General features: G+C 39.7%; 23 protein-coding genes and 2 riboswitches. Of the genes, 20 read left to right on the top strand and 3 right to left on the bottom strand.

Features of this window, described 5'->3' with window-relative positions:
• Window positions 1–28: 28 nt before the first annotated feature.
• From MKZ18_RS12195 to metE, 11 genes are all read left to right on the top strand, one after another.
• Window positions 29–427: a hypothetical protein gene (locus MKZ18_RS12195; RefSeq protein ID WP_340842515.1), complete on the top strand. Its 399-nt coding sequence runs from the start codon at window positions 29–31 to the stop codon at window positions 425–427.
• Between the two features lie 98 nt (window positions 428–525).
• The gene (gene istA / locus MKZ18_RS12190) at window positions 526–1,788 is read left to right on the top strand and encodes an IS21 family transposase (RefSeq protein ID WP_251385950.1); all 1,263 of its coding nucleotides are present in this window, start codon (window positions 526–528) and stop codon (window positions 1,786–1,788) included.
• Window positions 1,785–2,549 carry an IS21-like element helper ATPase IstB gene (gene istB, locus MKZ18_RS12185; RefSeq protein ID WP_000980839.1) on the top strand — a complete coding sequence of 255 codons (765 nt, stop codon included), beginning with the start codon at window positions 1,785–1,787 and terminating at the stop codon, window positions 2,547–2,549. The genes istA and istB overlap by 4 nt, the downstream gene beginning before the upstream one ends.
• Window positions 2,550–2,873: 324 nt before the next feature.
• On the top strand, window positions 2,874–3,290 hold the full coding sequence (locus tag MKZ18_RS12180; RefSeq protein ID WP_061785837.1) for a hypothetical protein: 417 nt from the start codon (window positions 2,874–2,876) through the stop codon (window positions 3,288–3,290).
• A gap of 88 nt (window positions 3,291–3,378) precedes the next feature.
• On the top strand, window positions 3,379–4,125 hold the full coding sequence (locus MKZ18_RS12175) for a phytoene desaturase family protein (RefSeq protein WP_061785836.1): 747 nt from the start codon (window positions 3,379–3,381) through the stop codon (window positions 4,123–4,125).
• A 155-nt stretch (window positions 4,126–4,280) separates the two neighbouring features.
• A protein-coding gene (locus MKZ18_RS12170; RefSeq protein ID WP_144594449.1) for an IS3 family transposase occupies window positions 4,281–5,431 on the top strand; the annotation gives its coding sequence in 2 pieces (ribosomal slippage) (window positions 4,281–4,554 and window positions 4,554–5,431; 1,152 coding nt in all).
• A 123-nt stretch (window positions 5,432–5,554) separates the two neighbouring features.
• The gene (locus tag MKZ18_RS12165; RefSeq protein WP_144594165.1) at window positions 5,555–6,277 is read left to right on the top strand and encodes a hypothetical protein; all 723 of its coding nucleotides are present in this window, start codon (window positions 5,555–5,557) and stop codon (window positions 6,275–6,277) included.
• A gap of 625 nt (window positions 6,278–6,902) precedes the next feature.
• Window positions 6,903–8,123, top strand: a complete 1,221-nt coding sequence (locus tag MKZ18_RS12160; protein WP_119543506.1) for a dicarboxylate/amino acid:cation symporter — start codon at window positions 6,903–6,905, stop codon at window positions 8,121–8,123.
• A 128-nt stretch (window positions 8,124–8,251) separates the two neighbouring features.
• Window positions 8,252–9,220, top strand: coding sequence for a DHH family phosphoesterase (locus MKZ18_RS12155; RefSeq protein WP_061784841.1), 969 nt, complete (start codon window positions 8,252–8,254; stop codon window positions 9,218–9,220).
• 24 nt (window positions 9,221–9,244) lie between these two features.
• Entirely contained in the window at window positions 9,245–9,994 is a 750-nt protein-coding gene (locus MKZ18_RS12150; protein ID WP_076512386.1) for a glucose 1-dehydrogenase, read from the top strand.
• Window positions 9,995–10,171: 177 nt separating this feature from the next.
• Window positions 10,172–10,358, top strand: a riboswitch (cobalamin riboswitch).
• Between the two features lie 141 nt (window positions 10,359–10,499).
• Complete coding sequence (metE, locus tag MKZ18_RS12145) at window positions 10,500–12,776, top strand: 5-methyltetrahydropteroyltriglutamate--homocysteine S-methyltransferase (protein ID WP_144593811.1); 2,277 nt, start codon at window positions 10,500–10,502, stop codon at window positions 12,774–12,776.
• A gap of 47 nt (window positions 12,777–12,823) precedes the next feature.
• Here metE and MKZ18_RS12140 read toward each other — a convergent pair whose 3' ends face one another.
• On the bottom strand, window positions 12,824–13,147 hold the full coding sequence (locus MKZ18_RS12140; RefSeq protein ID WP_025910077.1) for a winged helix-turn-helix transcriptional regulator: 324 nt from the start codon (window positions 13,145–13,147) through the stop codon (window positions 12,824–12,826).
• A gap of 176 nt (window positions 13,148–13,323) precedes the next feature.
• Window positions 13,324–13,890, bottom strand: a complete 567-nt coding sequence (locus MKZ18_RS12135; protein WP_144593810.1) for a YdcF family protein — start codon at window positions 13,888–13,890, stop codon at window positions 13,324–13,326.
• A gap of 193 nt (window positions 13,891–14,083) precedes the next feature.
• Between MKZ18_RS12135 and MKZ18_RS12130 the strand changes: the two genes are divergently transcribed.
• The 6 genes from MKZ18_RS12130 (at window position 14,084) to MKZ18_RS12105 (ending at window position 20,019) form a co-directional block, all read left to right on the top strand.
• Window positions 14,084–14,362 carry a YhdT family protein gene (locus tag MKZ18_RS12130; RefSeq protein WP_078989612.1) on the top strand — a complete coding sequence of 93 codons (279 nt, stop codon included), beginning with the start codon at window positions 14,084–14,086 and terminating at the stop codon, window positions 14,360–14,362.
• Window positions 14,359–15,819 carry a sodium/pantothenate symporter gene (gene panF / locus MKZ18_RS12125; RefSeq protein WP_144593809.1) on the top strand — a complete coding sequence of 487 codons (1,461 nt, stop codon included), beginning with the start codon at window positions 14,359–14,361 and terminating at the stop codon, window positions 15,817–15,819. The genes MKZ18_RS12130 and panF overlap by 4 nt, the downstream gene beginning before the upstream one ends.
• Window positions 15,818–16,002, top strand: a riboswitch (cobalamin riboswitch). It overlaps the preceding gene by 2 nt.
• 107 nt (window positions 16,003–16,109) lie before the next feature.
• The gene (locus MKZ18_RS12120) at window positions 16,110–17,600 is read left to right on the top strand and encodes a cobyric acid synthase (protein ID WP_025910084.1); all 1,491 of its coding nucleotides are present in this window, start codon (window positions 16,110–16,112) and stop codon (window positions 17,598–17,600) included.
• A 99-nt stretch (window positions 17,601–17,699) separates the two neighbouring features.
• On the top strand, window positions 17,700–18,749 hold the full coding sequence (locus MKZ18_RS12115) for a FecCD family ABC transporter permease (protein ID WP_025910086.1): 1,050 nt from the start codon (window positions 17,700–17,702) through the stop codon (window positions 18,747–18,749).
• Entirely contained in the window at window positions 18,746–19,573 is an 828-nt protein-coding gene (locus tag MKZ18_RS12110) for an ABC transporter ATP-binding protein (protein WP_341344550.1), read from the top strand. Before MKZ18_RS12115 ends, MKZ18_RS12110 begins: the two co-directional genes overlap by 4 nt.
• A gap of 206 nt (window positions 19,574–19,779) precedes the next feature.
• Window positions 19,780–20,019 carry a hypothetical protein gene (locus MKZ18_RS12105; RefSeq protein ID WP_341344549.1) on the top strand — a complete coding sequence of 80 codons (240 nt, stop codon included), beginning with the start codon at window positions 19,780–19,782 and terminating at the stop codon, window positions 20,017–20,019.
• Window positions 20,020–20,050: 31 nt separating this feature from the next.
• Here the strand turns inward: MKZ18_RS12105 and MKZ18_RS12100 are convergent, their stop codons facing one another.
• Window positions 20,051–20,530 carry an Hsp20/alpha crystallin family protein gene (locus tag MKZ18_RS12100; protein ID WP_138116868.1) on the bottom strand — a complete coding sequence of 160 codons (480 nt, stop codon included), beginning with the start codon at window positions 20,528–20,530 and terminating at the stop codon, window positions 20,051–20,053.
• A gap of 275 nt (window positions 20,531–20,805) precedes the next feature.
• Here MKZ18_RS12100 and MKZ18_RS12095 point away from each other — a divergent pair, with 275 nt between their 5' ends.
• The 3 genes from MKZ18_RS12095 (at window position 20,806) to MKZ18_RS12085 (ending at window position 22,631) form a co-directional block, all read left to right on the top strand.
• Complete coding sequence (locus tag MKZ18_RS12095) at window positions 20,806–21,948, top strand: acyl-CoA dehydrogenase family protein (protein ID WP_062686353.1); 1,143 nt, start codon at window positions 20,806–20,808, stop codon at window positions 21,946–21,948.
• Between the two features lie 189 nt (window positions 21,949–22,137).
• Window positions 22,138–22,407, top strand: coding sequence for a hypothetical protein (locus tag MKZ18_RS12090; protein WP_076512379.1), 270 nt, complete (start codon window positions 22,138–22,140; stop codon window positions 22,405–22,407).
• A gap of 20 nt (window positions 22,408–22,427) precedes the next feature.
• Window positions 22,428–22,631: a hypothetical protein gene (locus MKZ18_RS12085; protein WP_061784849.1), complete on the top strand. Its 204-nt coding sequence runs from the start codon at window positions 22,428–22,430 to the stop codon at window positions 22,629–22,631.
• The last annotated feature ends 1 nt before the right edge of the window (window position 22,632 follow it).

The raw sequence follows: 22,632 nt of genomic DNA, 5'->3' as shown, positions 1-22,632 counted from the left end.
TATATTCTAAATTGTGAGAACCAATTTTTTGACTAGGCTAGAAGCGATCTTGTGGAATATTGCCCTACCAGGGTTTAGTCAATTATTAAACAAGCAGTACGTAAAAGGGATTGTGTTTATAGTATTAGAATTTTTAATCAATATGGGCGCACATTTTAACTCTGCAATACAATTAAGTTTTTTAGGTGAAACTGAACAGGCGTTAGCAACTGTAGACATGCAGTGGATTATGTTTTACCCATGCTTGTATTTTTTTGCAATGTGGGATGGTTTTAAAGATGCAGAAGCAGATCCCCCTCCTCTTTACTCGTTTATACCGTTTGCATGCTGTGCTTACTTTGTAACAGTAGGCATCATGTATGCTTCAGTTGTGAAAATTAACGGAGTACTGCTTGGGCCGATTTGGCTACCGATGCTGTCTGTGTAATCAACGATTGTAAAATACCCAATAACAACGGTTTTAAATTCCCCAAAAATAACAGATAATCGTTTCGAAACAAACATCAAAGATGGAGTGAAGAAACGGTGCTGAAGATTGGGGAGTTTTTTATGATTAGAGAGTTATTTCAGAAAGGGTGGACGAAAACAGCCATTGCAGAAGCAACAGGCTTCGATCGTAAAACGATCAGCAAATATCTAAAAAGCAATCAGTTGCCGGAACGTAAGGCAAGCGAGCAGCAGAAAGAGAGTAAGCTCGAACCCTATAAGTCCTACATCCTTCAACGAGTCAAAGAAGGAACAACCAACTGTGTCGTACTGTTAGAGGAAATTCAAACGATGGGTTACGAGGGGAAGATGACAATTTTAAGAGACTTTGTTCGTCCTCTTCGTCAACAGCCAAAGAAACAGGCAACCTTACGGTTTGAAACACCACCAGGGAAACAAGCCCAAGTGGATTGGGCGTACGTGGGAAAATACTTAGTGAATGGCAATCTGCAAGACATTTATGCATTTGTGATGATATTAGGTTATTCCCGAATGAAGTACGTAGAGTTTACAACCAACATGAATCTCGAAACCCTCATGAAGTGTCATATGAATGCTTTTTCTTACTTTAATGGGGTACCAGAACAAATTCTCTATGATAATATGAAAACCGTTGTAATCAAGCATAGTCCTGTAGAGATTCGTTTCAATCGCAAGTTTGAGGATTTCTTAGCCTACTATGGGATTGTGCCAAAAGCCTGTCGTCCTAAACGTCCGCAAACAAAGGGGAAAGTAGAAAGAACCATTAAGTATTTGAAAGATAACTTCTTTCAGCGAAAACACGAACCAACTTTACATGCATTAAATGAAGCCGTACGTACATGGTTGGATCAGATAGCTAACAAGAAAACCAATCAGACTACTAATGAGTCACCATTTCAACGATTTGAGCAGGAACAGAAGTTCCTGCAGATATGGGGAGTGAAGCCTCTGTTTCCCACTTCACATTGGGAAACCAGAGAAGTCAGTCGGGACTGTGTGGTGTCGTACCGCGGAAAAAGGTATTCAGTTCCTTACCGTTACGCTGGACAAATGGTTAAGATTAAAGAAACACTCGATCATCATTTAGAGATTTACGATGAACGTGAATGTATCGCAAAGCATCCGGTTCTTACAGGAAAAGCAACTACTCATATCCGAATGGAACACTATGATGGGCTACATACAAAAGAAAAAGGGCAGAAAGCGAAGAACGTTGAAGATTTGGCGACCGACGGTCTTCACTCTCATACCCCATCTCCAAATGTGGAAAAACGCCCTCTCGCTGCTTACGCAGCACTGGAAGAAGGTGAGTCTGTATGATGAACGAACTCTTATTGGAGCGTTTAAAGAAGCTCGGCTGGCATCATACAGCCAACCAACTTGATAGTTTACTAGAAGACGCTTCTAAGGATAATGTATCATATTCTGAGTTTCTTCACACTATCGTTTTGCATGAAACGGAGCAACAAGATTCTGATCAACTAGAAAAGCGAATGAAACGGGCAAAGCTGCCTTACACCAAAACGATTCATGATTTTGACTTTACATTTCAACCAAGTCTGAGCGAGAAAAGGGTCAAGGAAACCTTAACATGTCGCTTTATTGCCAATGGGGAAAATCGCATATTACTGGGTCCTCCGGGTGTAGGAAAAACTCATTTAGCCGTCTCCTTTGCGATTGAAGCGATTACCCAAGGATATACAGCCCTATTTTTGTCGGCCGACGACTTAGTGGCTCAGTGCCGCAAGGCCAATGATAAAGGGACACTCCAGCGACTCGTAAATCGTTGGAGTCGTCCAGACGTGTTAATTGTAGATGAAGTAGGTTATTTTCCTTTTGATGAACTAACCGCCAATGTTTTCTTCCAGGTTGTTTCAAAGCGATACGAACAAGGAGCAATGATTTTAACATCTAATAAATCGTACCTTGAATGGGGAAAAGTTTTTGGTGACGATGTATTGGCAACGGCTATCTTGGATCGCCTCTTACATCATGCGATTACATTTAACATCAAGGGTGACTCCTACCGTTTGCGAGAAAAGAAAAAAGCAGGAATTTATCCTGCCCAAACAACGATTTAGCCGTTCATAATGGGGAATTTCATTTCGTTGAAATTGGGGAAATTTGAATCGTTGTTGACAGTCTGTGATTCCAGGACTGATAGTTGGATTGCCGATTCAGCTTTTACTAGCTAAAAAAGCAAATGCTACGCCATAGACATGAAATGAAAGTTGAATTCTTCAGCTTATCTTTCATGTCTATTTTTATGCCAAATATAGATATGGTTGTACATAACATAGTGAAGAATATATTGAAAATAGAGCATTTTCGGTTAATCAAGCCTCGCCAAAGCATATTATGAAATCGCTCCTGTATGCAAGGGAATTGTTAAGAGAAAAAAAGGGGTGTGGATTTTTCCACAGGGAAAGGAAGAACATTTAGAGAAGCGACCTCTGCAATTTTCGGACGGCCCATCTTTTATCATGTTAAAAGAAAAGGGTGTACAAGCTATTCCAATTGCATATTACTATAGTTTTCGTCATGATCAGCGTCCAGAGCTATTTATTAAAGTGGGTAAACGTATAGAAGTAAATACAGAAACAAGTCGAAGTGAATTAACTCATAAGCTAGAGCAGGCCGTAACTACTGAGTTAGATAGCATTAAAAGTAAGCTTGTTAGCGAGGACCTTTCAACATTTGACGTGTTTATGACGGGTAGAAAAACGTTGAGCGAGTGGCTAACTTGGTGGAAAGAGAAGGTGAGGCGATTGCACAAGATCGGTTCTTTTATCGAACGTTTTCATCGTGGAAAGATTATATGAACCCGTCTTTGTTTACGAGCCTTCTTAAAGTGAAGCCATTTGAAACAATTGATTCTTTTCACAGGCGTTTTTTTTTGAAAATGAAAAAGTGATTAACGCATTCAATCGTTACGCCACGTATATAGGCTCTTCACCATACGTTTCACCTGCTACCTTTTCATTAATTGGTCATTTAGAAATGAACGAAGAAGTTTACTATGTTCAGGGGGGGAACCCTAGAATTGCTGAAGGATTTGCTAAGGTGTTTCAAAAAGCAGGAGGAACTTTAGTGCTGAATGAACAAGTAGAAAAAGTGCAGGTGAAGAACAAGAAAGCAGTGGGAATTAAGCTTGAGAATGGTGAAAAACTGCCCGCAGACTCAATTATTGTTAATGGTGACCTACTGCAAGCCTACCCGTTTCTGGTAGATGAAGCGGACCGCCCGCATTTTACAAATAAGATGGTTAGTAAATTTGAACCCTCTATTACAGATAGAAGCGTAGCGCCTGGTGATAACTTATTTATTCTTGTCAACGCACCAGCAGGAATGAGTAATGATAATGGGTACGAACAAGTTATCTATGAAAAGCTAAAGAGGTTCGATATCGATATTACATCTACCTTATCATGTCAAAAAATCATTACACCAAGCTGGATTGAAAAGCAATTCGGAGCGTATAAAGGGGCTCTTTACGGTATTAGTGCTAATCGGAAAATGGATAGCTTTCTACGGCCCAGCAACGTGTCCAAAGACGTAAGAGGGCTTTATTTTGTTGGTGGAACAACTCATCCAGGAGGTGGGTCACCAATGGTTACAATCAGTGGTATAAACGTGGCCAACTTAATTTCCACATAATATTTTCATTGTAAATAACTTCATATATTTGATACTATAGGAAAAGGAAACCATTGATAAGGGGACTGACCCCATAAAGTGAGACAAATAAAAAACACCTTTAAGTTGAAAACTGGGTATGTAGTACCTAACAATCACTTGGAGGTGTTTTTTCTATGGGAACAAGAGTCAGTTATCCAGTCGAAATAAAGTTAAAAGCGATTGAAATGAGGTTAGCCGGTGTACCTGTAAAAGAAGTCTTATCACAACTAAACATTCGGAATCCTACCCAATTAAAAACATGGATGAAGTGGTATCAAAATGGGGATGTACACCGGTTGGAACAGCCAGTAGGCAAGCAATATGCCTATGGAAAAGGTCCTGATTTTGAAAACGAGACAGCTAAGTTAAAGACTGAGAACCGACAATTAAAGCAACAAATCGAGATTTTAAAAAAGTACAAGGAATTGGAAAGGAAGTGGTACCAGAAATCGCAGTGAACCTAGTGGAAGAGTTAAAAGAACAAATCCCTATTTATCAAATCTGTTTCCATCTTGGTATTCCTCGGTCCACTTACTACCGTTGGAAGCAGCATAGTCAACAGGATACACGAAAGAAATGGATGGAACAGCAAGTGGGTGAACAATGTCGTGCACACAAGTTTCGATATGGCTATCGGAAGATCACAGCTGTACTCAAGCGAACCATGAAGATTAACCACAAGTTTGTGCAGCGTACCATGCAGAAATACGGTTGGCAATGTCGCGTTAAACGGAAGAAACGGCAGCGAACAGGGCAACCTTATCAGGTTGCAGAGAATATATTAAATCGTGACTTTCGAGCTGAACGCCCTCTTCAAAAGCTTGTGACCGATATTACGTACTTGCCTTTTGGGCCGAAACCATTGTATCTTTCAAGTATTCAAGATTTATTTAACGGAGAAATTATTGCGTATTCCATTGGTGATTGTCAAAATGTCGCGTTTGTTTTAGACACGCTTAACCAACTCCCTTCTCTACCGGAAGGGTGCACGTTGCATAGTGATCAAGGCTCTGTGTACACATCGTATGCTTATCAACAAACAATTAAAGAGAAAGGCATTATCATGAGTATGTCCCGAAAAGGGACGCCTGCAGATAATGCCTCAATTGAATCGTTTCATTCCTCACTAAAGTCTGAAACGTTCTACCTTGACGAGTTGACATACACTACGACTACCATCATAGAGCAAACCGTCAAAAGCTATATTACGTATTATAACCATGCCCGTATTCAAACAAAATTAAACAACCAGTCTCCTGTACAATACAGAAAACGGGTTGTTTAAAAGGTGTTTTGATTCCTGTCTCAAAAACAGGGGTCAGTCCCAAGAACAGCAGCTTTTTTGTATAAGAAACCATACGGAAAGTTGATTACATAATGAAAAGTGAAAAGGTGATTAAAGCGGTTTATGATTGCATTTACTTGTTTAGTCGTGATCATCAGTGTTGTTCGTCCTTATTTTGAAAGTATTATGGTCAGACGAATAATATCTGAAGAGAAAAAAGTTCGATATTATAAAGAACAATCGTTTTTTTATGTTCTTATTTTACTTCTTTACGTAGTCATTATGCTGTACTATGCGCTACCAGTAGAGAAGTGGGGTCTTCAAACGGTATACTTGGATACCATACAGCAAAAGAACATGTTTCCAGCCTGGGTTGAGTACTTATTATTGCTTATCTTTTTAGGGTTTATTGTATTGTCAATTATGCTTCAATGGATGAAAGATCATGGAGAAACGGTATTTATGGAACAGGAGATGCCTACTTCAATTGAGGCAACGGTTCCAAAAACGAAACGAGAACGCAAGTGGTGGCTTACATACAGTGGAACTTCAAGCGTAGTAGAAACGCTGGTATATTTTCCAAGTCTTTATATCTATATTCATGATGTTCTACAAATTCAAAATAGCTGGGTATTAGCCGTTTTAATCGGTTTAGGTTATTTCATGTCACAGTTAGCGTTTCAAAAAGATCGTTTAAGCCTTCAGACATTAGTTGTTGGAGTTGGTTTGGGCGCTATGTATATCATGTCAGATTCGATTGCAATCATTGCATTTTACTACGCATTTAGTTTTTTAGTTTATGACATTTACCAACAAGACCGCAATATACCTATGAAAGCAGAATGAAGAAAAAGGCTGGGACATAAGTAATTCAGCCAATGATAAACCTGAACGATTGAGAGTTTCTCACTTTTAATCGTTCAGGTTTTTTGTTGATTGTGAAAACAATGTTGGAAACAGGGTGGAATGGAGCGTAGGACACTCGATTCCTGCGGGAAAGAGAGGGAAAACGTGAGATCCCGCAGCGCAGCGAGGAAGCTCAGGTTCCTCCCCGCGGAAAGCGAGTGACCGTAGCGCAATGGAACGAACGTGTTCAGACAAACCAAAAGGATTGGAACAGCTATTGTTCGTCTCTTAGAAGCAATCATTTTGATCAGCTAGCTCCTCATGAGATAGCTACATTTGATAAAAATAAGTCGCTGGAAATTTTACATATCTTCTTTAAAGGGATTTCTCCCAATTGATTTTAAAAAACGAACAAAGATGACTATTCTCATTTTTTTGTTCGTTTTTTAGTTTTTTGAGGGTTGACACGTGTCTTTATGGAGAATAAGATGGTAGTGTGATAAACGGAAAGTGTATAGTATGCAGTGAACAAAATATGTATAAATATGCAAAAAAAGGGGAGTTACTGCGTAGCAGTTAAGGCGATGGGATACAGCGGGAATATCATTATGAGGAGAGAACAACTATGAAAAAACCATCGTTACTAACGCAGGTTTTAGTAGCATTCGTCGTAGCTGTTGCGCTCGGACTCATCTTTGGAGACAAGATGTCTGTCGTGCAGCCGCTTGGCGATTTGTTTCTAAGGCTCATTAAGTTTATTATGGCGCCTTTGATTTTAACGACGCTCATTGTAGGCGTAACAAGTTTACAAGATACCAAGCAGCTTTTTAGTATGGGAGGGAGAACGATTGTTTTCTACCTCTTTACAACGTTGATTGCTGTGACGATTGGTATCGTATATGCTGTGATTTTATCACCTGGTACAGGAGCTAACGTGTCGTTACCGCAAGGAGCCACTGCGCCGAGTGGAGAAGCACCAACGCTTACGGAGACGTTGTTAAACATGATTCCGGAAAATCCATTTGCAGCGTTAATGGAAGGGAATATCCTACAAATTATCTTTATGGCAATTGCAATTGGTTTAGGGATTTTATTTGTAGGAGAGCCAGCAAAGCCAATTCAAAAGCTATTTGAATCTTTTTCCACAGTCATGTTTAAAATTACAAGTGGTATCATGGTCATTGCACCAATTGGTATCTTTGGAATGGTAGCACCAATTATTGGTGAGTATGGTTTAGCTGTTTTAGCACCTCTCGCTAAGGTGATTATTGCTGTAGCATTAGGTTGTTTAACGCAGCTTCTCGTTGTGTATTCTCTTGCGGTTAAAGGCTTTGCTGGGATGAGTCCACTTACATTTTTAAAAGGAATAGCACCAGCCGGCCTTGTAGCTTTTAGTACAGCAAGTAGTGGTGCAACGCTACCTGTTTCAATGAAAAACGTTCAGGAAAACCTTGGCGTTTCAAAGGAAACAGCAAGCTTTGTTTTACCGTTAGGTGCCACAATGAATATGGACGGTAGTGCGATTTACCAAGGTGTTGCTGCGCTATTTATTGCACAATTTTATGGAATTGATCTCGGTATGAGTGAAATTTTACTAATCATGTTTACAACTACCATTGCATCAATTGGTACTGCGGGCGTGCCAGGTGCAGGGATGATTATGTTAACAATGGTACTAGCAGCCGTCAACCTTCCAGTTGAAGGAATTGCTTTAATTGCAGCAATCGATCGTATTCTTGATATGTTCCGTACGTCGGTTAATATTGTCGGAGATGCTGCAGCTTCTGTTGTTGTAGACTCATATGAGAAGAAATCAAAAGAAAAAGCGAATCAGCAAGCATCGTGAATTTTTGTGCGTACATCCTTATGAAAGGTGAGGATGTACGCATTTTTTTCATTCCTTGCTATAATGGAAAAAGATTCACGCATACTAAAGTGAATGAGTAATTGATAACGATTTAAAGGAGTTTTTTGATGACAAAAGTAAAGTTAATTTCACATAATGATTTAGATGGGGTAAGCCCAGCTTTATTAGCTCGCTTAGCATTTGGTGATGAGAACCTTGATTACGACACGGTAGGAATCGGACGCATAAACGATACGGTGCTGCATTTTATAGAAGAAGATAATGATGGACAAGACTTATACATAACGGATATTAGCGTAAATGATGAAGTAGCAGCTAAGCTGGATGAACTTGTGAAAAATGGTCAAAAGGTTACGCTTATTGATCATCATATTTCTGCACTTCCTCTTTCTGAAAAATACGATTGGGTCCATGTGATACCAGAAGATAAGAATGGGACGAAAACAGCAGCTACATCGCTTTTTTATACATATCTACTAGAAAACAAGATGTTGGAACGTACGAAGATGCTGGATGAATACGTAGAGCTTGTACGTTTATTCGATACGTGGGATTGGTTTCACGAGAAAAATGAAAAAGCAAAAAGACTTAATCACCTTTACTACTTAATTTCTCATGAAGAGTTTAAAGATACGGTTCACGAAACGCTACAAGCATCTTATACTGGTGCCAATCAAAGCTTTGAATTTACAGAAAAGCACGCGATTTTACTTGAAGCTGAAGAGAAGCGAATTGAAAAATATATCTATGACAAACAAAAGCAAATGATGCAAGCAGAAGTAGAGATTGCAGAGCAAAAATACAAGGTAGGGATTGTGTTCGCAGATACATATCAGTCAGAGTTGGGAAATGCATTATGCCTAGAGCATGAAGAAATCGACTTTTCAGTAATGGTTGATATGGGAAGGAAAAAGCTAGGGTTTCGAGCGGTGAAAGATAAGATTAATTTAGCTGAAATCGTGGGTCACATTGGTGGTGGAGGCCATCCAAAAGCATCCGGCTGCAAATTAACGAGCGAAACCTTCAAGCTATTTGTAACCGACCACTTGTTTCAACCAGACGAAAAAAGTGAATAAACTAAGTGTAGAGGAGGGATGACTTTGACATTTGAACGTGAGGTTGTTGTGGTAACTGGTGGCGCAAATGGAATTGGAAAAGGTGTGGCAAGCGCCTATGCCAAAAAAGGTGCCAAAGTGATAATCGCAGATATTGATGAAGAACAAGGGGAGAAGCATGCTAAAACGCTGCGTGAAGCAGGTGCACAGGCAATGTTTATTCACACAGATGTAAGAAAAGAAGAGGATGTTATCAACCTCATGAAAGAAACTGTTTCAGCTTATGGTACGATTACCATTCTGGTTAATAATGCTGGAGTAACAAAGTGGAAGTCTCCGTATGAGTTAACGCTAGATGAATGGGATGATATCATAAATCTTAATTTACGAAGCGTATTTTTATGCTCAAGAGAAGCTGCAAAAGTGATGCGAAATAACAAAATAGGTGGTTCAATTGTAAACTTAGCTTCTACGCGTGCCGTTATGTCAGAGCCACACACCGAAGCATACGCTGCTACAAAAGGTGGCATTGTGGCGCTAACGCATGCTCTTGCCATTTCACTTGGACCAGACAAGATTACCGTCAACGCAATTTCTCCTGGCTGGATTGAAACTCAGCAATATGAGGAGCTTCGAGATGTTGATCATGCTCAGCATCCGTCTAACCGAGTTGGCACTCCAGCAGATATTGCAAAAGCGTGCCTTTACCTGACGCATCCAGACAATGATTTTGTAACGGGGACGAACGTAGTTGTCGATGGTGGAATGACGCGCAAGATGATTTATGAACATTAACTAAAGTAAGCAGGCTATAGGCTATACCTATAGCCTGCTATTTTTATTTTGTATAAAAACACAGTTATATGAAAGCGTATTCTTTTTAAAATTTAGAAAAATCAGACTTGATTTACTTATCGAAATCATGTATCGTTATGTTCAATTCCTAATTGAAAAGGAATTAGTGTATAAAGTGAATATGTTCATGCAAAAGGTGCTAAGACACTAGTTTTAGCTTAAAAGGGAAGATCGGTGAAAATCCGACGCGGTCGCGCCACTGTAAGGAGGAGCCTATTATCAGTAAACCACTGTTTATGAAACGGGAAGGTGATAATAGGTGATGATTCTAAGTCAGGAGACCTGCCTGTTGTTTGCACTCACAACCTACGCGTAATAGGGAGAGGTGATTAGCTTGGTATTGAAACAAAAGTATATGTTGTTCAATACTTCTTAAAGCTGTCGTCTAACTCTCTTTCCAGAGAGTTTTTTATTGCAGAAAAATAGACGAAACGAGGAGATTGAAATGACAGTGAATACAGCAACAATTGGGTATCCAAGAATCGGTAGAAACAGAGAATGGAAAAAAGCAATTGAATCTTATTGGAAGCAGGAAACAACGGAAGCAGAGCTGCACAACCAACTTCATGAGTTGTATGTTAATCAGCTTCGTATTCAAAAAGATAAGGGGATTGATTTTGTTTCAGTAGGTGACTTTAGTTATTACGATCACATGCTTGATACGGCGGTTATGTTTAATATTATTCCAGCTCGTTTCAAAAAGCAAAATCTATCCGCTCTTGATACATATTATGCAATGGCAAGGGGGAACAAAGAAGCAGAGGCATGTGAGATGACTAAGTGGTTTAATACCAACTATCACTACATTGTCCCAGAGTTTACTGACGTAACGCCAGCATTGAATGAAAACAGACCATTAGCATATTGGCAAAAAGCAAAGGACGAATTGGCACTTAACGGTAAGCCTCTTCTAATTGGGCCAGCAACCTTTATCTTATTAGGCAAAGGATTTAAACAAGAAGAAGTATCGAGCTTATTTGCTCAATTAACTCCGCTTTATATTCAAGTGATTAAGGAGTTACATGAAGCGGGAGCAGAGTGGATTCAAATTGATGAACCAATTTTTGTAACGAATAAAGCAGAAGGGTACTGGAAGGATGTTGAGGCATTTTATCAGCGTATTTCAGAGGAAGTACCTGGTGCTAAACTTATCATCCAAACGTATTTTGAAGCATTAGATAATTACCAATCTGTTGTGAACCTTCCTGTGAATGCTTTTGGGTTGGATTTTGTACATGATGAGAGAAAAAATAGTGAAGCGATAAAAGCACACGGTTTTCCAAAAGGGAAAAAGCTTTTTGCAGGCGTTATTGATGGTCGTAACGTGTGGAAAAGTAACTTAATTGAAAAAGCTGCACTTGTAAGTGAATTGCAAAAATTAGTGGGTAAAGAAGAGGTAATTGTTCAGCCATCTAGTACACTGCTTCATGTCCCTGTAACGGTAGAAACTGAACAAGAGCTACCAGCTGATATTCGAGCAGGCTTAAGTTTTGCTGAAGAAAAGCTGACTGAGCTAGAACTTTTAAAGGACCTTTTAAAAGGGGATAGCGAAGCAGTAAAAGCACATCAGCAAGAGATTGAGGCATTTTCGAAGGTTGCAAACCGCGTTCACGCGAAAACGAGAGCAGAGCTAGAACAGATTGATGATCAAGCCTTATCTCGTGCTTCTGTGGCTGAGCGCCAGCGTTTGCAAAAAGAAAAGTTTGATTTACCGCTTTTACCAACTACAACAATTGGAAGCTTGCCACAAACAGCAGAGGTTCGTTCGAAGCGCTTAAAATGGAAGCAAGGTCAGTTAACGAACGAACAGTATGAAGCGTTTATAAAAGAAGAAACAAAGCGCTGGATTGAGATTCAAGAAGAAATTGGTATTGATGTGCTGGTTCACGGTGAGTTTGAACGTACGGATATGGTTGAATTTTTTGGTGAGCGCTTAGGCGGAATGTTAACAACGAAAAACGGTTGGGTTCAATCATATGGTTCACGCTGCGTAAGACCACCTGTTGTATACGGAGATGTCTATTTAGTCGAGCCGATGACGGTTAAAGAAATTGTCTATGCTCAAAGTTTAACCGAAAAAGTCGTAAAAGGAATGCTGACGGGGCCAATTACCATCTTAAACTGGTCATTCCCACGTACAGACATCTCGAAGTATGAAAGCATGAATCAAATTGCATTAGCCATTCGAAAAGAAGTTAAAGCGCTTGAAGAAGCCGGTGTTCACATGATACAAGTAGATGAACCTGCGCTGCGAGAAGGATTGCCAATTCGAGCTGAAAAGCAAGCCGCGTATTTAAATGCTACTGTTGAAGCGTTCCGTCTAGCAACAACGGGTGTAGAAGATACAACGCAAATTCATACGCATATGTGCTATTCGAAATTTGATGACATGATTGACACAATCTCTGCACTAGACGCAGATGTCATTTCAATTGAAGCATCCAGAAGTCATGGCAATATTATTTCTTCATTCGAGCAGTATTCATACGATAAAGAAATCGGGCTTGGCATTTACGACATTCATAGCCCTCGTATTCCAAGCTTTGAAGAAATGACAAATAATCTTGACCGTGCTCTTCGCGTGTTAAACCCAGCACAATTTTGGGTTAATCCAGACTGCGGTTTGAAAACACGAAATGAAAAGCAGGTAATCGATGCTTTAACTCAAATGGTAAACGTTACGAAGAAGTATCGTGAAAAGTTAGCAGCAGTCGCACAATAAAATGAAACAAAGAAAACCCCCTTTTATACGGGGGTTCTTTGTTTACGTTATGACAAATTATCTTGTTCCAACCATTGCTGCGACCATTTTTCAATTTCTATCATAATAGGTTCAAGCGCTTTTCCTTTTTCCGTCAAGGAATACTCGATGCGTACAGGCGTTTCTGGAAAGACCTCACGCTTGACAATCCCTTGTTGTTCAAGGTCTTTCAAGCGTTCTGATAGTACGCGGCCGCTTACTGAAATGGATGATTCGATGGCACAAAAACGCTGGGGTCCAGACAGAAGCTTATAAATAATGAGCCCGGTCCAGCGCTGACTTAAAATCGTCATTGCTTTTTCAAAGCGTGGACATAAGGTTGATTGATTCATTTGTTTCACTCCTATAACACATATTATAGCACAAAGCATTAGGTGCTACACTTCTTAAAACTTCACGACCAAAGAGAAGAACCTTACATAAAGTAAGCGAAAGGAGTATTGAAGTAAAGCTGTTGAGAGAAACTAGTTAATAACCAATTACTTATCTATCTAAAAAACGAAATGGCTTATTCACGATCAAATAGCCAAGTTTTAATAATTGCCGCATACTCACGACCATATGATTGAAGCTTCACGACGTTTGGTGTTTCTGCACCTAATGGGTATACGTTATATCCTTGTCTTTTGGCAATCAGTGATGCGCGGTATAAATGAAACTGGTTGCTGACGAGTACAATATGTTTGTCATTGATATCAATAAGCTTTTTGGTATAGAGAAAGTTTTCATAAGTGGAAGTAGATTGATTTTCTTGTATAATGCGAGCAGAGTCAACGCCGTGATCTACTAAAAAAGTAGACATTGCTTCCGCTTCAGAGATGTCTTCATCATCACCTTGTCCACCTGAGACAATAGCAATAGTTGAAGGATTATCTTCTAAATAATGCAGCGCAGTAATCATGCGCTCTCGTAAACTTAAAGATAGCTCTTTTCCATTTACCTTAGCTCCAAGAATCATAATGTAGTCTGCGTTTTTTGGAGGAGGTGAACTAGCTGCAGAATAAATATGATATGACGCAAACAACACGTATCCAATTAGTAAAGAAGTAAGTACGTAGATAAATTTTCTTTTCATAAGCTACTCCCATCGTTTATTCCTATTTAGTATAATGCAGTAATTGGTATAAAAAGTAGTATTTATTTAATATTTAAGCGGTAAATAGGAAAAAATGTCATGAATTTAGCAAAAGGGATAGCTTCATATGTTTTGGAACGTTATAATCATAATGCACATCTTCTGCAACATTTCAAAGAAGGAGAGAACGAACATGAAGAAAAAAGCCGATTGGCGTTATCGAATCGCACATAAAGAAGCTTTAATCGGTATCGGCCTGGCTCTTTTCCACTTTGCATGGTGGTTTGGTTTTGCGTACGGACTTGGTTCAAAGCCCGTATCAGAGTATACATACATATTGGGGTTTCCGGCCTGGTTTTTTTATAGCTGCGTACTTGGAATCCCGCTCATTATTTTACTGGTCTGGATTATTGTTCGCTTTTTCTTTTCAGATCTTCCTTTAGAAGATGAAGAAAGAGGTGAGAGCGAATGAACTGGGCTGTTGTTGTTCCTCTTGTTGTGTTTGTTCTATTAATTTTTGCGATTGGCTTTATTACCGCTAAAAAAACAAGCACGGCAAGTTCATTTATTAATGATTATTTTCTAGGAAGCAGAGAGCTTGGAGGGTTTGTTCTTGCCATGACGATGGTCGCGACGTACGGAAGTGCGAGCAGCTTTATTGGTGGTCCTGGTACAGCATATCAAACCGGACTTGCTTGGGTACTATTGTCCGTGATTCAAGTTGTAACAGGTTACTTTGTTCTCACAACTCTTGGCAAAAAATTCGCCATTGTTTCGCGAAAGATGAATGCCGTTACGCTTGTTGATTTTTTGAAAAAGCGATATGAAAGCAATATTGTTGTGATTGTTTCTGCTGTAAGCATTGTCCTTTTTCTATTTGCTTCTTTAGCTGCTCAGTGGGTTGGAGGAGCTAGATTAATTGAAGGTTTTGTAGGCATTTCATACAAAAGTGCGCTTGTCATCTTTGCAGTCACCGTACTTGTTTATGTATCAATTGGTGGGTTTCGTGCTGTCGTACTAACCGATGCCCTGCAGGGAATTGTAATGCTTGTAGGGACGATTATTTTACTAATCGCTACTATTTATGCTGGCGGCGGTGTCGAAGCAATCATGAAAGACTTAGTGAATGAAAATCCAAATCTTGTGACCCCGTACGGAGCAGATCGTTCATTAACACCGCTTTATGTGTCATCATTTTGGATTTTAGTTGGAGTAGGAGTTGTGGGACTGCCACAGGTGGCCGTTCGAGCGATGTCTTATAAAAACTCGAAAGCGATGCATCAAGCCATGCTTATCGGTACGGTAGTAGTTGGTGTGATTATGTTAGGGATGCATCTTATTGGTGTGTTTGCTCGTGCTGTAATTCCAGGAATTGAAGTGGGAGACACTGTGATGCCGACGTTAACTCTTGAAGTATTACCACCTTGGTTAGCAGGAGTTGTACTTGCTGCGCCGATGGCAGCCATTATGTCGACGGTAGACTCTATTTTATTAATCATTAGCTCTGCTATTGTAAAAGATTTGTATTTAAACTACGTTAATCCGAAAGCAAAAGAGCAGCAGGTGAAAAGATGGAGCTTCTTAACAACAATGATTATTGGAATTTTAGTATTTTTGTTTGCTATTAACCCACCTGATTTACTCATTTGGTTTAACTTATTTTCATTTGGTGGACTTGAAGCAGTATTTATTTGGCCAATTGTGTTAGGATTATATTGGACAAAAGGAAATAAATATGGAGCAATTTCGGGAATGGTGACGGGGCTTTTAGTGTATATTTTAATTCACACATACGCTCCTAACCCATTTGGCATGCATACGGTTGTGCTTCCCGTTGTTCTGTCTTTATTGGTTTTTGTAACTGCAAGTATAATGACACAATCAAAAACAAAGAACCTACAAGAACAGCTTCGTAAAAAATATTTATAAACGATTATGTTTTAAAAGTGCCTTATGCGTTTAAGGATAATAGGGAAATCGGTGGAAATCCGATGCAGCCCCCGCTACTGTAAGTGTGGATGAACCTGCAACAAACCGCTAGCAATGAGCTAGGAAGGTGCAGAAGTAAAGTGAAGCACAAGCCAGGAGACCTGCTTTTAAACATTAACTCTTATTTTTCGGCGGGGAAAATAGGTGACGTGCACATCAAAAGAATAAAGATGTTGTCATGAAGCCTTGGTTTTTAGCCAAGGCTTTTTGCTATGAAAGGCGTGATACAGATGAAAAAAGCAATTCCTCTTATGATTCAAGGAACGCACTCGGACGCTGGAAAAAGTTTACTTACAACTGCTTTTTGCCGAATTTTTGCAGAAGATGGTTTCAAAACAGCGCCGTTTAAATCACAAAATATGGCACTTAACTCTTATATTACAAAGGATGGAAAAGAGATTGGACGTGCTCAAGGAATTCAAGCTGAAGCTGCTGGAGTGGAAGCAACGACCAATATGAATCCGGTTTTAATCAAACCGACAAGAGAGTATGAGGCGCAGGTCGTCGTTCATGGTGTTCCTTTGCAAAATATGTATGCGTACGAGTATAGGAAAGATTTCTTTGAAACCGGACGTGAGATTATCACCAAAGCGTATGAAGAGCTTGCTTCTGAGTACGAGCATATTGTCATTGAAGGAGCAGGGAGTCCTGCTGAAATTAACTTAAACGACCGTGAACTTGTGAATATGCGAGTAGCTGATATTGCACAGTCTCCCGTTATTTTAGTAGGAGATATCGATAAGGGAGGCGTTTTTGCTAGCTTAGTAGGAACAATTCAGCTGCTTCCAAAAGAGCATAAGTCAAAAGTGGTAGGTGTGATTATTAATAAATTTCGAGGTGACTTGTCGCTGTTGCAACCAGGGCTTGATTGGTTTGAAGAGTATACGGGACTTCCTGTTCTAGGCGTCGTTCCTTATCTGGATGATGTGGAGATTGATGCAGAAGATTCACTTGCTTTAACTACGTACCCTACTCTTCCAAATCCAGCTAAAGAACTTGATGTTGCCGTTATTTCTTATCCTCGCATGTCGAACTTTACAGATCTAGATCCTATTCGTTTTGAAGATGATTGCCACGTAAGGCTTGTGACAAAACCTTCTCAGCTTGGAACGCCTGATTTAATCATTTTACCTGGGAGCAAGAATACGTTAGAAGACGCAAAGTACTTGTATGAAACGGGCTTAGCAGAAGCTATTTTGACAAAGAAGAATAAGGTGGATATTGCTGGAATCTGCGGTGGGTATCAAATTTTAGGTGAAGTGATAAGTGACCCAAATGAAGTGGAATCAACCCAAAAATCTGTTAAAGGGCTAGGTCTTTTACCTATTGAAACTGTAATGAAAACAAAGAAGCGAACAGAACGGGTAACGGGAAGGGCTATTTTACACGATGAGTCCTATCAAATTGAAGGTTACGAAATTCATATGGGCGAAACAACGTCTACCAAGCCAACTGTACATTTTGCTGAGCTAAATGGTATAAAAGAAGGAGCAGTTTTTGGTCGCGTCATTGGTACATACATACATGATGTTTTTCATAATGATGGCTTTCGACGTGCATATTTAAACGATATTCGACAGCAAAAAGGATTAGTGCCGATTAAGAAAACGTTTAATAGTAGGGCGCGAAAGGAAGAGTCTTTTCAAAAGCTAGCTGCACATGTACGAAAAGCAATTGATATGAAACAAATTTATGAAATCATGAGTGAATATAAAAAGTAATTCACTATCAAACGGTTGGGGCGTGCTATCTGTAAAAGATTCTTTACAAAAAGGTTAAAATCCCGGCCCTCGGTTTCCGATAGAGGGAGTTGATGCAAGATGAAAAAAATCGCAAACAAAATTGTCTTATTTTATGTCTTTAGTATAATCCTTGTTTTAACTACAGTTATTACTGGTGTTTTTGTAGGTACCGTGTCTTTAACCGTTACAGACGTTATTAAAATTATTGTTCAAAACATGTCTGGATTATCTTTATATCATGGCCCCAGTAACATGGAGCTCATTATTTGGGAAATTCGATTTCCACGCGTAGTCGTTGCCTTTTTAGTTGGAGCAGCTCTTGCCATTGCGGGGGCAGCTTTTCAAGGCTTGCTTCGAAACTCATTAGCGGACCCGTATACCATCGGGGTGTCTTCTGGAGCCACTCTTGGCACGGTGCTTGCTATCTTTTTTAACTGGCAGCTATTTGGGATGCATACCTATACGCTACCGATTATTGGGATTGTATCTGGCTTTTTAACGCTTTTACTCGTATTTGGTATTACAAAGTTAGCGAGCGGGACATTAGCTAACGAAACTATTATTTTAGCAGGTATTATTTTGTCATCGTTCATGAGCGCTATGATTTCTCTTATGGTTGCATTATCATCAGAGCAAGGAGTGCGTGAAATTTTGTATTGGCTGATGGGAAGTGTGTCAATGAGAGGTTGGGGACATGTTCAGCTTTTACTCCCGTTTTTCATCATCGGTACGGTCGGCTTACTTGCGAATACCCGCGAGCTAAATGGCTTTGCGTTTGGCGATCAGTCTGCACAGTTTATGGGAATTAACGTAAAAAGCAGAAAGCGTATCATTTTGGTATCGGCAGCTATTTTGACAGGTGCATCCGTATCTGTCTCTGGAGCAATCGGCTTTGTTGGACTTGTCATTCCTCACTTAGTAAGGTTGGTGGTAGGTGCAAACCACAAGCATGTGCTTCCTCTTTCTATTCTGATTGGAGGAAGCTATCTTGTGTTGGCAGACCTTGTAGCACGAACCATTCTAAACCCACAGGAGCTTCCAATTGGTGTGGTAACTGCGCTCATCGGCTCACCTATTTTTACGCTGTTGCTTATTAAAGAAAGGATTAGGAAAAGAGGGATTGAATGATTGAGGTTTGTAACGTAACTGGTGGGTATAAAAAGCATAAGCCTACTGTAAAAAGCGTAGCTTTCACCGTGGAAAAAGGCTCATTTTGCACGCTTCTTGGACCAAACGGGAGCGGAAAGACCACGCTCATTCGCTTGATGATGGGCGTGCTACCGCTAACAGCAGGAGAAATTAAGTTAGAACAAAAGTCAATTTCCTCCTATTCAGCTACGCAGTTAGCGCAAAAAATAGCGGTTATGACGCAGGAAAACCAAATCGGTCTAGAGTTTACCGTTCGTGAAATTGTGGCGCTTGGTCGCTATCCTTTCCAAACGAAACGGTTTTTAAATAGTGAATCACCTTATGATAAAGAAGTGATTGAAAGAGTGATGAAAAGAACGGATGTGTGGCGATATCGTCATCACTCATTCAATGCTTTGAGCGGTGGGGAAAAACAGCGTGTTCTTTTAGCTAAATCTTTAGCGCAAGAACCTGAATATTTGTTGTTAGATGAACCGACAAATCATCTAGACGTAAAGCACGCAATGGAACTGCTGCATTTATTAAAAGAGCTGCAGCGAGAAGAAAACTTAACCATTGTGGCGATTTTACATGATTTAAACATTGCAGCACTATTTGCTGATGACGCCATCTTGTTAAAAGATGGAGAGGTTTATGCAAGAGGTATTGAAGAGATTTTTAGTGACCAGCAAACTCTTCAGCACGTCTATGGAGTTGATTTACACGTACTTTATCATCCTGGAGTCCATAAAAGGCAGCTTGCATATGTCCCCCGAAAGAAGAGAAGGTACTACAAGCTTTTTCCAACTTATATACGCTCATAGAAAATGAACGTTGTCTGTCAGTAAGCTTTGAACATTCCCTGCGCACCCTTTCTACGGGAGATAGCGGAAAGGGTATCCATTGGTGTAAGCAAATCGTTCAGTACACAGATGAAGAGAAAAGCAGCGATTTACTTTCGTGGTCTGGGATCGATCATCGCTTTACACGAATTTCATTTTACGAAGATGGAGTATATACGTGGCTATTCTTGTTTACAAAAAGTAAGGAACAGGTGAACGTCGTAGTTGTTACGGATATGCCTCTTAAAGATGAATCACTTTTAGAAACAGCAATGGAAGTAAGTGCTCAGCTTGGAGGGTTGGGAATCAATCGAGGGAATTTTGCAGCTTGTGCTGTTAGAAATACGGATACAAAAGCAGTAGATGCTAAAAAAATTAAAGCTATTATAAAACGAGAAGTTGATAAATATCAGCTTGTTACGCAATGAAAAATGCTCACCGTGTAAACAGCGAGCATTTTTAGTCGAAGCGATGAACATCAATTTCTGTTTCAGGTAAATTTGTATACTTTATGAGCTTGACTTCAAGAATGCCGTTTCTGCACGTAGCTTTACTTCCTTTTCGGCTGACCGTACAAGGGAGTTGACACTCTTCTGTGAAAGGTTCACCATCATACGTACCCGTAATCGTACATGAGTAAGGTGTATAGGCAACCTTGACTTCTTCAATTTTATTAGAGGTTGGAAAAGAAAGTTGGACGATACATTCATCGTGCGTTTGAAAGACGTTTGATGTTAATGAACTTCGCTGTTGCTCAGAAGAAAGCGGCTGATGGTACATTTGATGTGCTTGCTTAAAGAAGTCGTTTTCTTTCATATATTGTGGAAAAGACTGACCCATTGCGTTGGATAACACTTGCTGTACATATTGATCGATATCTTTCATATTCATCTTTCCAAATCCATTTTCTTTAAAAGGTGATTTTCCAAACGGAAACATAGCGAACCTCCTTTAGCGACAAATGCCGTTTATGTAGCTTATGAATGCAATAAAAATAGGTGCATATCACAAATGAAATCGCCTTTTCCATATTTGGAAAAAGCGATTGAGAGAGAGGATTAATTATACATATGTTACAAATGCCTAATAGGTGCTTATACTTCTTTTCGTAATAATGAGCATCCAAAGTGCATCATAGAAAATAGATGTGCTATGATAATAAGTATTAAACCGATGGGCGTAGTAGAGATTTAGTGAAAAAGGAGCGGTTGATAGTGCACAATTCATTTATCACGGATTCAAACAAAGAATCGTACCAAAAGCTTGCAGCTCTCATTCCAGCTTTTAAAGAGCGTGCTCAAGAAATTGATGAAAAAAGTAGCTTTCCTTTCCAAAACATTGAAGACTTAAAAAATGTTGGTTACACAACATGGTCATTAAGTGAAGCGAATGGAGGGGAAAACTTATCTCTGTATGACTTTCTATTGTATCAGGAGTTAATTGCTCAAGGTGATTCGTCCACGGCGTTAAGCATTGGCTGGCATATGGGCATTACGATGGATCTTCGTGATAAGCAGCCGTGGAAGCCAGAAACGCTTGAATTTTTATTTGGAAAAATTCAAAAAGGAGCGCTTGTTAACAGTGCGGCAACGGAACCGAAAACAGGGAGCCCTACGAGAGGAGGCCTTCCTGAAACCAAAGCAGAGCGTACAAAAGATGGCTGGGTGTTAAATGGCCGAAAAACGTTTACAACGATGTCACCTGTACTGGATTATTTTTTAGTTAAAGCTTTTGTGCCAGAAGCAAATCAGGTAGCACAGTTTATTATCCCAAGAGATACCCCCGGACTTTCGATTGAAGAAACATGGGATATGATTGCAATGAGAGGAACTGGAAGTCATGACTTAGTGCTGAAAGACGTTTGGATTCCCAAAGAATATTTAGCTGAATATATTGGTGGTAGTAAAAAGCCTGGCGCAAACGGATGGTTATTGCATATTCCAGCATGCTACATTGGCATTGCTATCGCAGCGAGAGACTACGCAGTAGAGTTTGCTAAAACCTACTCACCAAATAGTATAGAAGGAACAATCAGTGAACTTCCAAATGTGCAAATGCAAATGGGAGAAATTGAGCTTGAGCTTATGAAAGCACGTCACTTCATGTATAGCGTTGCGCGCAAATGGGATGAAGGACAAAAGCGTGAAGAATTGGCAGGAGAATTAGCTGCTGTAAAGCATGTGGTCACAAATAGTGCATTTCAGGTAGTAGACAAAGCAATGCGAATTGTTGGTGCACGCAGCTTGCAGCGACAAAATCCTCTTCAGCGCTATTATCGTGACGTGCGAGCGGGTCTTCATAACCCGCCGATGGACGATATGACGCTCATTAATTTAGCAAAACAAGCGTTTAAATAATCATACTAAGAAAACGGCAAGAGTGGAATTAAGTAAACATCCGCTCTTGCCGTTTTTTTACAAATATTTATTTTTATAGGTCAAGCATCTATGCATAACATGTTTAAGCTACATAGACTGTAGAGAATATTTAGTGAAAAAGCCAAGGTTTTTTGCTGAATATCAAGAGATGAAAGGAGACGATTTTTTATGAAAAGAGCAGTTGCACTTCGTGCTATTTGCTGTAATGGAGGAACAACTCCGGAGCCTGTTGAACCACCTACTTCCCCAACACCACTTTTAGGTACTTTATTAACGCTAGTAAATGAGCGCGTAACATTAGAAATTTCATCAGGTATCGAACCAACAATTACAGGTGTTTTATCATTTGTAGGTACAGACTATGTAGTTGTTGTTGAAGACGATTTATCCGTAACATTCGTTTTAGTTTCTCAAATTGAAACGGTAACACCACTTTAATTAAAAGGAGGAATAATGGTATGTTTGAAAGCTTATTACTTTCTCAATTGGCAAGATATGTTGGTCAGCGAGCTGAAATTGGATTAGATAACCGAATCATTGATGGAGTTATTACGCTTGTTGGTCCTGATCATGTCACGGTTGTTGAATCGATGGGGTATGGTGCTATGCCTGTATTTGTCCCCCTAACTTCTATTAACACAATTCGTTTCTTCACTGCCTAAA

The sequence above is a fragment of the Priestia sp. FSL W8-0001 genome, from assembly GCF_038050335.1.
GTDB lineage: Bacteria > Bacillota > Bacilli > Bacillales > Bacillaceae_H > Priestia > Priestia flexa.
Note: the sequence above shows the minus strand (reverse complement) of the source record. Positions and strands in the feature narration are given on the sequence as shown.